Here is a 14,171-nt window from a genome sequence, read left to right on the forward strand (position 1 = left end):
GGAATTGACGATGCGTCGGGTGCGCGGGGTCGGGTCCGGTCAGCTCAGCCCGGCCGCGACGGCCCGCTCGGTCGCCAGGCGGACGATCTCCCGCGTCTCGGCGTTCAGCGGCAGGCGCGGCGGTCGGCAGGGGCCGCCGGGCTTGCCGACCACGTCCATCGACAGCTTGATCGCCTGGACGAACTCGGTGCGGGTGTCCCAGCGCAGCAGCGGGTGCAGGATGTCGTACAGCTCCCGCGCCCGGGTCAGGTCGCCGGCGACGGCGGCGTGGTACAGCTCGACGCAGGAGTTGGGCAGGACGTTGAGGAAGCCGCCGATCCAGCCCTTGGCGCCGGCCACGGCCAGTTCCAGGAGCACGTCGTCGGCGCCGGCCAACAGGTCGAGATCGGGGGCCAGTTCGGCGATCCGATAGGCGCGCCGGGTGTCGCCGCTGAACTCCTTGACGCCGACGATGTGACCGTCGGCGTGCAGCTTCGCCAGCAGCTCGGGGGTCAGGTCGACCCGGGTGTCGAACGGGTTGTTGTACGCGACGATCGGCAGGCCGACCGCGGCCACGTCGGCATAGTGCGCGTGCACCTCGTCCTCGTCGGCGCGGTAGGCGTTCGGCGGCAGCAGCATGACCGCCTTGGCGCCGGCCTCCGCCGCCTGCTCGGTCCAGCGGCGGGCCTCGGCCGAGCCGTACGCGGCGACGCCGGGCATCACCCGGTCGCCGCCCACGGCCTCGACCGCGACGCGGACCACGCGGGCGCGCTCCTCGGCGGTCAGGACCTGGTACTCGCCCAGGGAACCGTTGGGCACCACGCCGTCGCAGCCCGCGTCGACGAGGTGGCGCACGTGGTCGGCGAAGGCGTCGTAGTCAATGCTCAGGTCCGCGCGCAGCGGCAGGGTGGTGGCGACCATCAGGCCGCGCCACGGGTGGAGGGTGCGGTCGGTGGGGATCGGGCCGGGCATGGGGACTCCTTGGATTTCGATGTCGACGTCGATGTCGATGTCGATGTCGGTGGTGAGGTGGGTCTCGGTGGTGAGGTGGATCGAGGCGGTGGTGCGGTCTTCGGGGATGGTCATCGGGCGCCGTCGGCGCCTTCGGCGAGCAGGCGCAGCGGCACCGGGCAGGCCAGCGGGCGGGTCGGGGGAGGCGGGGCCTGGCCGTCGGCGAGGTGGGCGGCCAGGCCCTGCACGGCGGGGCCGCACATCCGGCCCTGGCACCAGCCCATCCCGACCCGGGTGAGCAGCTTGAGCGAGCGCGGGTCACCCGCCCCGAGGTCCTCGCCGGCCGCGCGGACGGCGGCGTAGGGAACCTCCTCGCAGCGGCAGATCACCGTGTCGTCGGCGAGTCGGGCGATCCAGCCGGCGGGCTCGCGGTGCACGTCGAGGAGCGCGGCGGCGAAGGCGCGCAGCCGCGCGACCCGCGCGGCCGGCCGCGACCGCGCGCCGTCGCCCCATGCGGGTGAGGAGGCGCGCGAGGTGTCCTCGCCCAACCGGTGCGCGGCCGAGTGTCCGGCCGACTCGCCCTCGGCCAGGGCCAGTTGCGCGCCACCCACGCCGGTGCTCTCGCCGGCCGCCCACACGCCGGGGGTGCCGGTGCGTTGTTCGGCGTCGGCGGTGAGCACCCAGGTTCCGTCGGTGTCGGCGCGGACCGGGCAGCCCAGCGCGAGGCCGAGATCCAGCTGCGGGTCGAGGCCGTGGCCCACGGCGAGGGTGTCGCAGGCCAGGGTGCGGTCGCCACCGGGCGCCGGCGTGCCGTCGCGACGCAGCCGCCGTACGGTCACCGCCTCCACCCGGTCGGTGCCGTGCGCGGCGACCACGACCTGCCCGGTGTACACGGGCACTCGGTGGCGCAGCAACCGGGCGGCGTAGGACGCGCCTTCGGCGAGCTTGCCGGGGTTGACGGCGAGCGCGCGCCAGTGACGGGCGTAGCGCAGCGGATCGGCGGCCTCGACCACGGCCGCCACCTCCGCCCCCGCCGAGGCCAGCCCGGCGGCGACGCTGAGCAGCAGCGGGCCGGTGCCGGCCACCACGATCCGCCGCCCGGGCAGCGTGAGCGCGGTCTTGAGCTGGGCCTGCGCGCCGCCGGCGGTGAGCACGCCGGGCAGGGTCCAACCGGGGAAGGGGTACTGCCGCTCGTACGCGCCGGTGGCCAGGACCACGCCGCGCGCGAGCACCGTGGCGGCGCCGTCGCCGCGCTCGCCGGTGACCGCGTGTACCGCGAACGACCCTTCCCCCGCCGCGTCCTGATCCGGCGTCGGCCGCGCCACGGTCCACACCTGATGCTCCGCGAGGTGGTGCACGCGCCCGGCGGCGACGTGTCGCCCGAGCCGGGTGGACCAGGACGCGTACGCCCGCCAACCGTGGTGCAGGGCCCGGATTTCGCGTGCTCGGAGTTCGGGTGCGGGCTGCCGGTAGAACTGTCCGCCGGCGGCCGGGGCGGCGTCGATCAGGGCGACGCGCAGGCCGCCGTCGGCGGCGCGGACCGCCGCGGCGAGACCGGCGGGTCCGGCGCCGATGACGGCGAGGTCATACCGCACGGGTGGTCACCTCGTCACCGGGGCGGGCGCGCACCAGGCACGCGCGCAGGTCGGGTACCCCGTTGACGGTGACCAGGCAGTCGAAGCACACGCCGATCCCGCAGAACGCGCCGCGCGCCTCGTCCTGGACGCGGGTGCGGCGCCACGCGACCACGTCCTCGGACCACAGCGCCGCCGCGAGGGTCTGCCCGGGCAGGGCCCGGATCGGACGACCGTCGAGGGTGAGATCGAAGGCGGGGTCGGGGTCGGCCCGAACCAGCCGGGCGAGTCGGGGATTCACACGGAGCTCCGTTCCAGGGACGTCGCGGTGGGGGAGGGAAAGCGGTCCGGGCGCAGCGGCGTGGGGTCGAGCGCCGGGGTCGCCCCGGTGAGCGCCTGGGCGACCAGCAGCCCGGTGGCGGGCGCCAGGCCGATGCCGGCGCCCTCGTGACCGCACGCGTGGAACAGGCCCGGCCGGCGTGGGTCCGCGCCGATCGCGGGCAGGTGGTCGGGCAGGTACGGGCGGAAGCCGTGGTAGGCGCGCAGCACGGCGACGTCGGCCAGCGCCGGGAACAGCGCCACGGCCTGCGCGGCGAGCCGGCGCAGCACCGGCACGGACAACGTCCGGTCGAAACCGACGCGTTCGCGGCTGGCGCCGATCAGCACCGGCCCGGCCCCGGTCCCCTCGACCACGGCCGAGGTCTGGAGCGCGGCCGAGCCGCTGGCCACGTCGGCGACGTAGTCCGCCGCGTACACCTTGTGCCGCACCAGTGGCGGCAGCGCCCGGGTGACCAGGACGAAGCCGCGCCGCGGCAGCACCGGCAGGTGGACCCCGGCCAGTGCGGCCAGTTCGCCGCCCCAGGTGCCGGCGGCGTTGACCACCGCGGAGGTGTGGATGCGCCCCCGGTCGGTGCGCACGCCGGTGATCCGCCCGTCGCGGCCGGTGTCGATCCCGACGACGGTGGTGTTGGTGCGGACGATCGCGCCGGCGCCCCGGGCGAGCCGGAGCAGGTGGGCGGCGGCCAGCGCGGGTTGTACCTGCGCGTCCTGAGGGTAGTGCATCGCGCCTGCTTGTCCAGGCGCCAAGTGTGGTTCCAGCTCCGGGAGTTCGTCCGGGGCGACGGGGATCGCGGCGACGCCCGCGCGGGTCTGGGCGGCGGCCAGGGCCGCCAGGGCGTTCAGCCGCCGCGGGTCGGCGGCGACCACGAGGCCGCCCTTGGGCTCGTACTCCATCGCCTCCCCCAGGGTGGGTGGGCTCGCCCGATCGGCGGCCGGTGGGTGGGTGGTCGGTCGGGGTGCCGTCGGCAGCTCGGCCAGCTCGCGCCACAGTCGGTGGGACAGCAGGGCGAGGTCCAGTTCGGGCCCGGGCTCCTTGTCGGAGACCAGGATGTTGCCCTCGCCGGAGCCGGTGGTGCCCGAGGCGACGGGGCCTCGGTCGATGACGGTGACGGTCAGTCCGGCGCTCGCCGCGTACCAGGCGCAGGCGGCGCCGACCATGCCGGCACCCACGACGACGACGTCGCAAGTTTCAGCTGCGTTCACGTCAGTACAATGTCACATTGCTCTGCCGTTCGCCAGACCTGATCTCGATCAAGGCTAAAGACGGCCGAAAAGATAAAACCCCAGGTGAGAGGTAAAGAAAAGGTAAATACAATGTCGCACCTCAAATGTGACACTGCCCAGACCTTGACCATTGGATTGCTCCTGGGCAGAGTTCCCCACCACCACCCACCCCGCCGCCTCCCGAGAGGCCCGCCACCATGACCACGCTCGCGCCCCCCACGGATCCGCCGGTGGACGAGGTTCCGCCCGTCGCCGGAACCGCCCCCACCGGGCTGCGCCCCTCGCAACTCGCATGGCGTCGCTTCCGGCGCGACCGCACCGGGATCGTCTCCGCCTGCGTCGTCGCCGTCTTCGTCGTCGCGGGCCTGGGCGCACCGCTGTTCGCCCGGTGGTACGGGCACGACCCCTACACCACGTACGGCCAGAACCGGCCCGGCCTGCTCAACGAGTTCGGCTTCCCCATCGCCCCCAACGGCGGCATGTCCGGCGAGTTCTGGCTCGGGCTCGAACCCGGCCTCGGCCGGGACGTGCTCACCCAACTCCTGTACGGCATCCGCACGTCGCTGCTCATCTCGCTGGCCGTGGTCGCGATCGTCACCGTGCTCGGCGTGCTGGTCGGGGTGACCGCCGGCTACCTCGGCGGCAGCGCCGACTACCTCGTGGGCCGATTCATCGACGTGATGCTCAGCTTCCCGTCGACGCTCTTCTTCATCGCCTTCACCCCGGTGGTGACCTCGCTGCTGACCAACCCGGGCGAGCAGATGTCGCCGCTGCTGCGCGGGGCGGTCATCGTCGCGGTGCTCTCCGCGTTCGGTTGGGCCTCGGTGGCACGCCTGTTGCGCGGTCAGGTGCTCTCCCTGCGCAACCGCGAATACGTCGAGGCGGCGCGCGTGATCGGCGCCTCGCCCGGCCGCGTCGTGCTGCGCGAGCTGCTGCCCAACCTGGTCACACCGATCCTGGTCAGCGCCTCGATGGCGGTGCCGACCTACGTGACCACCGAGGCCGCCCTGTCGTACCTGGGCGTGGGCATGGTCGAACCCACCCCCGACTGGGGGCGGATGCTGCTCAAGGGCGCCGAGGTCTACCAGACCGACATCACCTACATGTGCGTCCCCGGCATCTCGATGCTCGTCTTCGTGGTCGCCTTCAACCTGTTCGGCGACTCGGTCCGCGACGCGCTCGATCCCAAGAGCGACCGCTGAGCCCCTGGCGCCCCGCCCGGCGATGTCGCCGCGCCACACCGCACTCGCACGGCAACCCTCGGAAGGAACCATGAACCCTCGCCGTAGACCCACTCGCCCCACCCGAGCCGCGCTCGCCGCGCTCGCCCTCGCCCTCGGCGCGGCCGCCTGTTCCGGCGGCGGCGGCACCTCCGGCAGCAAGGAGCCGGGCAAGGGTGCCCCCAAGGCCCAGGTCCGCGCCGTGTCGATCGGCGCCGTCGCCGATTCGAAGGGCCCGGCCAAGCCACTGCCCGGCGCCAAGCCCGGCGGCACCGCCACGGTCCTGGAGCGCGCCGACTTCAACCACCTGGACCCGGCGCGCGTCTACGTCTCGCACGAGCAGACGGCCGAGCTGCTGATCTCCCGTCAGCTCACCTCGTACAAGCAGGAGGGCGACCACACCACCCTGGTGGGTGACCTGGCCACCGACACCGGGACCAGCCCCGACGGCGGCAAGACCTGGACCTTCACCCTCAAGGAGGGGCTCAAGTACGAGGACGGGTCGCCGATCACCGCGCAGGACGTCAAGTACGGCGTCGAGCGCTCGTTCGCCAAGGAGATCACCGGCGGCCCGACCTGGATCCAGGAATGGCTCGTGGGCAACACCGACTTCCGCTCGGTGTACGACGGCCCCTACGGCGGCCGTGAACTGGACGCGATCAAGACCCCCGACGCGCGCACCATCACCTTCGCGCTCCCCGCCCCGCGCGGCGACTTCCCGTTCGCGGTGGCGATGCACACCAGCACCCCGGTGCCGCGCGCCAAGGACACCAAACTGGAGTACGACAAGCACCCGTTCTCCAGCGGTCCCTACAAGATCTCCGCCCGCGAGATCGACAAGTCCATGACGATGGTCCGCAACGAGCACTGGGACCCGAACACCGACCCGGTCCGGCACGCCTACCCCGACCAGTGGAAGTTCGAGTTCGGCGCGTCCAACCAGCAGATCAACGAGCGGTTGATCGCGGCCAACGGCGGCGACCGCACGGCGATGACCTTCCGCGTCGTGGTCGGCCGCGAGGTCGCCCAACAGGTGCTCACCACACCGGACCTGAAGGCCCGCACGGCGGACGCGGCCACCCCGTACACCGAGTACTTCGAGATGAACAACCGGCGCCTGACCAACCCGAAGGTACGCCAGGCCATGATCGCGGCGTTCCCCAAGGAGCAGGTGCGGCAGATCATGGGCGGCCCCGCCTACGGCGAGTTCGCCACCACGCTGATGGGTCCGACGGTGCTCGGCTTCGAGCCCTACGACCTGGCCGGCGTGCCGAACACCGGTGACATCGCCAAGGCCAAGCAACTGCTCGCCGAGTCCGGCACCCCCAACCCCACCATCGTCTACGCGTACAACCAGACCCCGCTGTGGGAACAGGTCTCGGTGACCATCGTCCAGGCCCTGCAGCAGGCCGGCTTCAAGGTGGTCCCGCAGCCGATCAACGACAAGAGCTACTACACCGAGATCGGCCGCACGGACAACAAGTACGACCTGTACTGGGCCGGCTGGGGCGCCGACTGGCCCAGCGCCGCGACCGTGCTCCCGGCCAAGTTCGACGGCCGCAAGATCATCGACGACGGCTCCGTCTACAGCCTCTACAACAACCCGGCGATGAGCACCGAGATGGACCGCATCACCGCGATGTCGGACGTCGTCGCGGCCGGCAAGGAGTGGTCGAACCTGGAGAAGAAGATCATGGCCGAGGCCCCGGTCGTGCCATTCGTGTACAAGCGCCAACTGACCCTGTACGGCCCCGGTCTGGGCGGCGTACGAGTCGGCTTCATCGGCTCGACCTATCCGATCGACGTCTGGGTCAAGTAGCCCCCGGGCGGGGCGGCCCCGGCTCCGGCTGCCGGCGCGGGCGTGGGCGGGAAGGCTTCCCCTTCCCGCCCGCGGCGCCCGCGTCGCCGGGCCGCCCGGCCACTCCCCGGTCCGACCTCCAGTGAGGGCCCCATGTTCCGATTCCTGGTGCAGCGACTGCTCGGCGCGGCGCTGATCCTGTTCGTCGTCTTCACCGTCACCTTCTTCCTGTTCTTCGCGATGCCGGACGACCCGGCCCGGCTGTCCTGCGGCAAGACCTGCACGCCCGAGACGCTCGCCCTGATCCGACGCGACCTGGGCCTGGACGAGTCGGTGCCGATGCAGTACTGGCACTACATCGTCGGCATCTTCGCCGGCCGAGACTTCGGCTCCTCGGAGTGCTCCGCGCCGTGCCTGGGCTACTCGTTCGTCAACCACGAGCCCGTGCTCGACACCCTGCTCGACCGCTTCCCCGCCACCCTCTCGCTGGCTCTGGGCGCCTCGGTGATCTTCCTCGGCGTCGGCATCATGATCGGCATGCTCGCCGCGCTGCGGCGCGGCACCTGGCTGGACAAGTCCACGATGGCGTTCTCGCTGATCGGGGCGTCGGTGACGATCCAGTTCCTCGGGGTGATCGCCCGCTACGTCCTGGTCGACCAACTGCGCTGGCTGCCCAAACCCGAGTACATCCCGTTCCTCGGCGACCCCGGGGGATGGACGGGCGGACTGCTGCTGCCCTGGCTGACGCTGGCCTGCGTACAGGCCGCGGTCTACGCACGATTGACCCGGGCGTCGATGATCGACGCGCTCGGCGAGGACCACATACGCACCGTACGGGCCAAGGGATTGACGTCCCGTCAGGTCTACGTCAAACACGCGTGGCGCGGCGCGATCACTCCGGTGGTGACCGTCTACGGCATCGAACTCGGCGTCCTGCTCGGCGGTGCGGTGGTCACCGAGACCACCTTCAACATCCCCGGCATCGGCAAACTCGCGGTGAACGCGGTCGCCAACTCCGACCTGCCGATGATCACCGGCGTGGTGCTGATCGCCGCCACCGCGATGGTGCTCGCCAACGTCGCGGTGGACGCCGTGTACGCCGTCATCGATCCCCGGGTGCGTGTGTGATGACCCCTCCTCTCCTCGCGGTACGCGATCTCAAGGTGCGCTTCGCCACCGAGGGCGGCGTGGTCAAGGCCGTCGACGGTGTCTCCTTCGACGTCGAACGCGGCCGCACGCTCGGCATCGTCGGCGAGTCCGGTTCCGGCAAGAGCGTCACCAACCTCACCCTGCTCGGTCTGCACAACCCCGCCCGCACCACCATCGAGGGCAGCGCGGTCCTGGACGGGACGGAACTGGTCGGCGCCCCCGAACGCACCCTGCGGGACCTGCGCGGGCAACGCGTGTCGATGGTGTTCCAGGACCCGCTCACCGCCCTGTCGCCCTACTTCACGGTCGGCGCGCAGATCGTCGAGACCTACCGCCGGCACACCGGTGCCGGCCGACGCGAGGCGAAGGCGCGCGCCGTCGAGATGCTGGACCGGGTCGGCATCCCGCAACCCGCGCGCCGGGCCGCCGAGTACCCCCATCAGTTCTCCGGCGGCATGCGCCAGCGCGCGATGATCGCCATGGCGCTGGTGTGCGAACCCGACCTGCTGATCGCCGACGAGCCCACCACCGCGCTCGACGTCACCGTGCAGGCCCAGATCCTGGACCTGCTCGCGGAGTTGCAGGAGCAGTTGGGCACCGCGATCATCCTGGTCACCCACGACCTCGGGGTCGTCGCGGACGTCGCCGATGACGTGCTCGTGATGTACGCGGGCCGCGCGGTCGAGTTCGGCCCGGTCGCCGAGGTCCTGGACACGCCCAGACATCCGTACACCCGGGGCCTGCTCGCCTCGGTCCCCCGCCTGTCCGACGCCCTGGACCGGCCGCTGCAACCCGTGCCCGGCTCACCGCCCAGCCTGCTCGCACCACCGCCCGGCTGCGCCTTCCACCCGCGCTGCGCACAGGTGATCGACGGCCCCGAGGCGCCGTGCCGCACGGTGCTCCCCCTGTTGACGCGAGCGCACGCGGGCCCCGGCGGCAGCGGACACGCCGCCGCCTGCCACCTGGAGGCGGCGCCGGGCACCGCGGCGCCGACGGATCTGCAAGGAGTCACCCCATGAACGCCAAGTCGCTCGACGCGTCCGAGCCGCCGCTGCTCCGGGTGAGCGGACTGACCAAGCACTTTCCCACGGGACGGAGCCTGCTGCGCCGCCGGGGCGGGGCCGTCCGCGCGGTCGACGGCATCGACCTCACCGTCGGGGCCGGGCAGAGCATCGGCCTGGTCGGTGAATCCGGCTGCGGCAAGTCGACGACCGGGCGGCTGATCACTCGACTGCTCGAACCCAGTGCGGGCACCATCGAGTACCGCGGCCGCGACATCACGCACGCCTCGCGCCGCGAACTGGCGCCGATCCGAGCGCAGATCCAGATGATCTTCCAGGACCCGTACTCCTCCCTGAACCCGCGGCAGACCATCGGCACCATCCTGCGTGCCCCGCTGGACGTCAACAACATCGACCCGCCCGGAGGACGCGACCGCCGGATCGAGGAACTCCTGGAGACCGTCGGCCTCAACCCCGAGCACCGCAACCGCTTCCCGCACGAGTTCTCCGGCGGGCAGCGGCAACGCATCGGCGTCGCCCGGGCACTGGCCGCCGGGCCCAGCCTGATCGTCGCCGACGAGCCGGTGTCCGCGCTGGACGTGTCGATCCAGGCACAGGTGATCAACCTGCTCGAGGACCTGCGCCGCGACCTGGGCATCGCGTTCGTGTTCATCGCGCACGACCTGGCCGTGGTCCGGCACTTCTGCGACCGCGTGGTGGTGATGTACCTCGGACGCGTCGTGGAGAGCGCGGATCGCGAGTCGCTGTACGAGCGGGCCCACCACCCGTACACGCAGGCGCTGCTGTCCGCCGTGCCCGGCGCGACCGCCCCGGACGGCACCCGGCTCGAGCGCATCCGGCTGAGCGGGGACGTACCCAGCCCGATCGACCCGCCCTCGGGCTGCCGCTTCCGCACCCGCTGCCACAAGGCACAGGACGTGTGCGCGGTGGCCGAACCCCCGCTGACCGTGCTGGAGGGCCGGCCCGGGCACGAAGTGGCCTGCCACTTTCCCGAGCCCGTCAAGGCTTTGCCCGCCAAGGCCCCGACCGCCAAGGGCCCGACGGCCGAGGCCCCGCCCGCCAAGGGCCTGGCGCCGGCGGCGTCCGCGCGGCCGAGTCGGACCTCGTGATGACTCGATCCACCGGAAAGGTAGGCGACCCGTGACCCGGCAAGACCCCGCCGCGGCACTCGCCACGGGCACCCACGACCTGCCCGTGTCCCCTGCCCTCGAAGCGTTCATGGGCACCGCCTGGGCACCCGCCCCGCTGCCCGACGTCGACGCCCGACCGGTCGCCTCCTGGGCCGCGAAACGCCGGGCACGGCTGTCCGCGCGCTACCCCGGCGAGCGGTTGGTCATCCCCTCCGGCACGCTCAAGGTGCGCAGCAACACCGTCGACTACCGATTCCGGCCGCACACCGCGTACGCGTACCTGACCGGCGACCACGAGCCCGACGGCGTCCTGGTCCTGGAACCGGCCGGCGACGAGCACGAGGCCGTCCTGCACCTGCGCCCGCGCTCGCGGCGCGACACGGGCGAGTTCTACCGCGACTCCCGCCACGGCGAGTTCTGGACCGGGCGCCGGCCGACCCTGGACGAGTCGAGGGCCCTGCTCGGCATCGAGTGCGTCCACCTCGACACGCTGCCCGCCCGGCTCACCGGCCCCGCCGTGCCCACCCGGCTGCTCGCCGGCGTGGACGCGCGCGTGGACGCACTGGCCGCCCCCACCGACCCCGGTCGCAACGCCGAACTCGTCGCCCATCTGGCCGAGATGCGCCTGGTCAAGGACCCGTGGGAGGTCGAGCAACTGCAACTCGCCGTCGATCACACCGTCACCGGCTTCGCCGACGTGGTCCGCGCCCTGCCCCAGGCCCTGGGACACCCGCGCGGTGAACGGTGGATCGAGGGGGTGTTCGACACGCGGGCCCGGATCGAGGGCAACGGCACCGGCTACGACACGGTCGCCGCGGCCGGCGCGCACGCCTGCGTGCTGCACTGGATCCGCAACGACGGGCCGCTCGACCCGACGCAACTGCTGCTCCTGGACGCCGGCGTGGAGACGAACAGCCTCTACACCGCCGACATCACCCGCACGCTGCCACTCTCCGGCCGATTCGACCCCGTCCAGCGGGAGGCGTACCAACTCGTGCTGGACGCGCAGCAGGCGGGCATCGACGCGCTGCGCCCCGGCGCGCGCTTTCGCGACTTCCACCAGGCCGCGATGCGGGTGATCGCCGAGGGCCTGTACGAATGGGGCGTGCTGCGGGTGCGGCCCGAGGACGCGCTGCGTCCGGACAGCGGCCTGCACCGGCGCTACACGCTGTGCGGCACCGGCCACATGCTCGGCATGGACGTGCACGACTGCGCCAAGGCACGGGCGGAGACGTACCTGGACGGGGTCCTGGAGCCCGGCCACGTGCTGACCGTCGAACCCGGCCTCTACTTCCAACCCGACGACGAGACGCTGCCCGCGGAACTGCGCGGCATGGGCATCCGGATCGAGGACGACCTCCTGATCACCCACGACGGCGCCCGGCTCATGTCGCACGCGCTGCCCCGGACGCCCGACGCGATCGAGGAGTGGATGGGCGCGTCGGCGGGCTGACACCGGGTCCGCCCTCGGCGACACACATCGACCCCGTACGCCGTCGCGGCGTACGGGGTCGACGTGTGTCCGACGCCGCGCGGGATCCGGTGGGCGCGCGCCGACCCGCGCCCGGGTGGGTCAGCGGCGCGGCCTGCCCTCCCTCGGTTCCAGCAACTGGGTGCGCAGGACCGTGAGTTGGTGGGAGTGCTCGACGGAGCGAGTCTCGTCCAGGGAGGCGACCGCGAGCAGGAGCGCGTCGCTGAGGACGATCGCGCCCAGGGATTCGGCGGTGATGCCGGTGGGGGTGTGCGGGGCGTACAGCACCACGTCCGCGTCGTCGGCCAGGCGCTCCACCAGCTCGTCGGTGACCACCACTATGCCCGCGCCGACGACCCTGGCGCGGTCCAGGAGTACCTCCATGTCGCGCAGCAGCCGGCCCGGGACGAACATCACCACGACGTCCTCGCGGCGCAGGGCGAGGAGCTCGTCGGCCAGGCCGAAGCCCGTGGTGCCGACGAAGCGGGCGCGCCGGCCCATCCGGTTGAGCTTGAGCGCCAGGTGCCGGCCGGCGAGCTCGGACGCGCCGACGCCGTAGGCGAGCACCTCCGTGGCGTCGGCGAGCAGCTCGACCGCGCGGCGGAAGGCGTCCGCGTCGATGTTGGCGCGGCTGTGTTCCAGGCGCTCGGTCGCCTCGTCGTACACCCGCGCGCGGATCCCGTCGAGGTCTTGGCCCACCTGCGTGATGCGTTGCCGCAGGCGCACCTCGGGGGCCACGTCCGTGCTGAAGTCGGCGGCGATGTCGCGCTTGAGCGCGGAGAGCCCGCCCAGCCCCAGCCGCTGCAGCGTGCGCACCACCGTGGCGTTGCTCGTGCCGATCGCCGAGCCCAGGTCCTGCGCGCTCGCGAAGAGCACCTGCTCGGGGGAGCAATGCGTCAGATATCGGGCGACGTTTCGCTCCGCCGGCGACAGTTCGTCCCATTGGTCGCGGACCGCCGCCTGGAGCCGAGCCAGGGCCGGGTTCTGGGTTTGTTCGCTCACAGCTCTTGACTCCCCGGTATCAACCATTACTCTCCTGATGCAACGAGCAATACATGTTACCGCGAATTCGTAATGAACGTTACGACGCTCGCGGGCCACACGACAGCGTGCAGCATCGAGCACCGAGCATCCAGGAGACGACGTGAGTCGCGTGTCCCTACCGACGATCGAGATCGGCGGCGAGCCCCGAGAGCGGGGCCGCCAGTACGGCGAAGGTGCGCGCGCGCTGATTCGTACCGCCATCGACTACTACACGGAGGCATTCGGCGCCTCCAGCGGACTGACCTGGCACCAGGTCACCGAGCGGGCCGAACGCTGGATGGCCCCCTCACGGGCCTTCGCCCCCGACCTCGTCGACGAGATGGCCGGCATCGCCGAGGGCGCCGGCGTCGACCCGCTGGACGTCCTGGCCCTCAACGCCCGCGGCGAGATCATCTACGACGACACGTTCGCCGCGATGCAGCCCGCCGGCGCCGAGGACACCCCCGACGGCTGCACCTCCTTCGCCATGCTCGACCAGGCCTCCGGCGACGGACACGTCTACGCCGGCCAGAACTGGGACTGGCGTCACGGCGTGCGCGACACGATCATGGTCGTGCGCGTCGTCCAGCCCGGCAGACCCACCGTCGTGATGCAGGTCGAGGCCGGCCAGATCGGCCGCCAAGGCGCCAACTCGGCCGGCATCGCGCTCAACGCGAACGGCCTCGGGGGCCGCTTCGACCACGCCGTCGGCATCCCGCAGACGCTGATCCGCCGCCGCGTCCTGGACTGCGCCAACCCCGCCGAGGCGCTCGACGTGCTCTTTCACACCCGGGCGCACATCGCCAGCAACGCCCTCCTCACCCACCGTGAGGGCTTCGCGATCGACGTCGAGACGACCCCCGGCGCGAACGGCTGGATGTACCCGACCGACGGCCTGCTCGTGCACGGCAACCACTACCAGGCGTTCGTGCCCGAGCAACTCGCCGCGAACTACCGCCCCTCGGCGCCCGACTCGCTGATCCGCGTGCCGCGCGCCGAGGCCGGACTGCGGCGCTGCCGCGACACTCGGGATCCGGCCGAGACCCGCAAGCTCATTCGCGCCGCGATGTCCGACCACCTCGGCCACCCCGAATCGCTGTGCACCCACCCGGATCCGGCCCGACCGGCCGTCCGGCAGTGGGCGACGCTGCTCTCCAGCTGCGTCGACCTGACCACGGGCGAATACCGCGTCACCGCCGGCACCCCGTGCGACCACGAGTACGAGCTCATGCCCTGGAACCTCTACGACGGGCCCGGGGCCTGACGCCACGCCCGTCGTTCGGTCAAAACG

At 72.2% G+C, this 14,171-nt stretch carries 12 protein-coding genes; 7 read left to right on the top strand and 5 right to left on the bottom strand.

Going from position 1 to position 14,171, the window contains the following annotated elements; genetic code table 11:
- Positions 1-39: 39 nt before the first annotated feature.
- From OG928_RS41445 to OG928_RS41460, 4 genes are all read right to left on the bottom strand, one after another.
- Positions 40-951 (bottom strand): dihydrodipicolinate synthase family protein, encoded by a 912-nt coding sequence (locus tag OG928_RS41445; RefSeq protein WP_331768293.1) that lies wholly within the window; start codon positions 949-951, stop codon positions 40-42.
- 110 nt (positions 952-1,061) lie between these two features.
- Positions 1,062-2,525, bottom strand: a complete 1,464-nt coding sequence (locus tag OG928_RS41450) for an NAD(P)/FAD-dependent oxidoreductase (RefSeq protein ID WP_331767179.1) — start codon at positions 2,523-2,525, stop codon at positions 1,062-1,064.
- Entirely contained in the window at positions 2,515-2,805 is a 291-nt protein-coding gene (locus tag OG928_RS41455) for a (2Fe-2S)-binding protein (protein WP_331767180.1), read from the bottom strand. Before OG928_RS41455 ends, OG928_RS41450 begins: the two co-directional genes overlap by 11 nt.
- Entirely contained in the window at positions 2,802-4,001 is a 1,200-nt protein-coding gene (locus tag OG928_RS41460) for an NAD(P)/FAD-dependent oxidoreductase (protein WP_406292108.1), read from the bottom strand. The genes OG928_RS41455 and OG928_RS41460 overlap by 4 nt, the downstream gene beginning before the upstream one ends.
- Positions 4,002-4,264: 263 nt before the next feature.
- On the opposite strand from OG928_RS41460, the gene OG928_RS41465 reads away from it, so the two are divergent.
- The 6 genes from OG928_RS41465 to OG928_RS41490 all read left to right on the top strand — a co-directional run bounded on the left by OG928_RS41465 (position 4,265) and on the right by OG928_RS41490 (position 11,839).
- Positions 4,265-5,269 (top strand): ABC transporter permease, encoded by a 1,005-nt coding sequence (locus OG928_RS41465; RefSeq protein ID WP_331767182.1) that lies wholly within the window; start codon positions 4,265-4,267, stop codon positions 5,267-5,269.
- A 70-nt stretch (positions 5,270-5,339) separates the two neighbouring features.
- Positions 5,340-7,106 carry an ABC transporter substrate-binding protein gene (locus OG928_RS41470; protein ID WP_331767183.1) on the top strand — a complete coding sequence of 589 codons (1,767 nt, stop codon included), beginning with the start codon at positions 5,340-5,342 and terminating at the stop codon, positions 7,104-7,106.
- 132 nt (positions 7,107-7,238) lie between these two features.
- Entirely contained in the window at positions 7,239-8,213 is a 975-nt protein-coding gene (locus OG928_RS41475) for an ABC transporter permease (RefSeq protein ID WP_331767184.1), read from the top strand.
- Positions 8,213-9,253: an ABC transporter ATP-binding protein gene (locus OG928_RS41480; protein WP_331767185.1), complete on the top strand. Its 1,041-nt coding sequence runs from the start codon at positions 8,213-8,215 to the stop codon at positions 9,251-9,253. Before OG928_RS41475 ends, OG928_RS41480 begins: the two co-directional genes overlap by 1 nt.
- Positions 9,250-10,365, top strand: coding sequence for an oligopeptide/dipeptide ABC transporter ATP-binding protein (locus OG928_RS41485; RefSeq protein ID WP_331767186.1), 1,116 nt, complete (start codon positions 9,250-9,252; stop codon positions 10,363-10,365). The genes OG928_RS41480 and OG928_RS41485 overlap by 4 nt, the downstream gene beginning before the upstream one ends.
- A 31-nt stretch (positions 10,366-10,396) precedes the next feature.
- The gene (locus OG928_RS41490; RefSeq protein WP_331767187.1) at positions 10,397-11,839 is read left to right on the top strand and encodes an aminopeptidase P family protein; all 1,443 of its coding nucleotides are present in this window, start codon (positions 10,397-10,399) and stop codon (positions 11,837-11,839) included.
- 120 nt (positions 11,840-11,959) lie between these two features.
- Here the strand turns inward: OG928_RS41490 and OG928_RS41495 are convergent, their stop codons facing one another.
- On the bottom strand, positions 11,960-12,859 hold the full coding sequence (locus tag OG928_RS41495) for a MurR/RpiR family transcriptional regulator (protein WP_331767188.1): 900 nt from the start codon (positions 12,857-12,859) through the stop codon (positions 11,960-11,962).
- Between the two features lie 151 nt (positions 12,860-13,010).
- On the opposite strand from OG928_RS41495, the gene OG928_RS41500 reads away from it, so the two are divergent.
- Complete coding sequence (locus OG928_RS41500; protein WP_406292109.1) at positions 13,011-14,144, top strand: C45 family autoproteolytic acyltransferase/hydolase; 1,134 nt, start codon at positions 13,011-13,013, stop codon at positions 14,142-14,144.
- The last annotated feature ends 27 nt before the right edge of the window (positions 14,145-14,171 follow it).

The sequence above is a fragment of the Embleya sp. NBC_00896 genome (assembly GCF_045207785.1).
Taxonomy (GTDB): Bacteria; Actinomycetota; Actinomycetes; order Streptomycetales; family Streptomycetaceae; genus Embleya.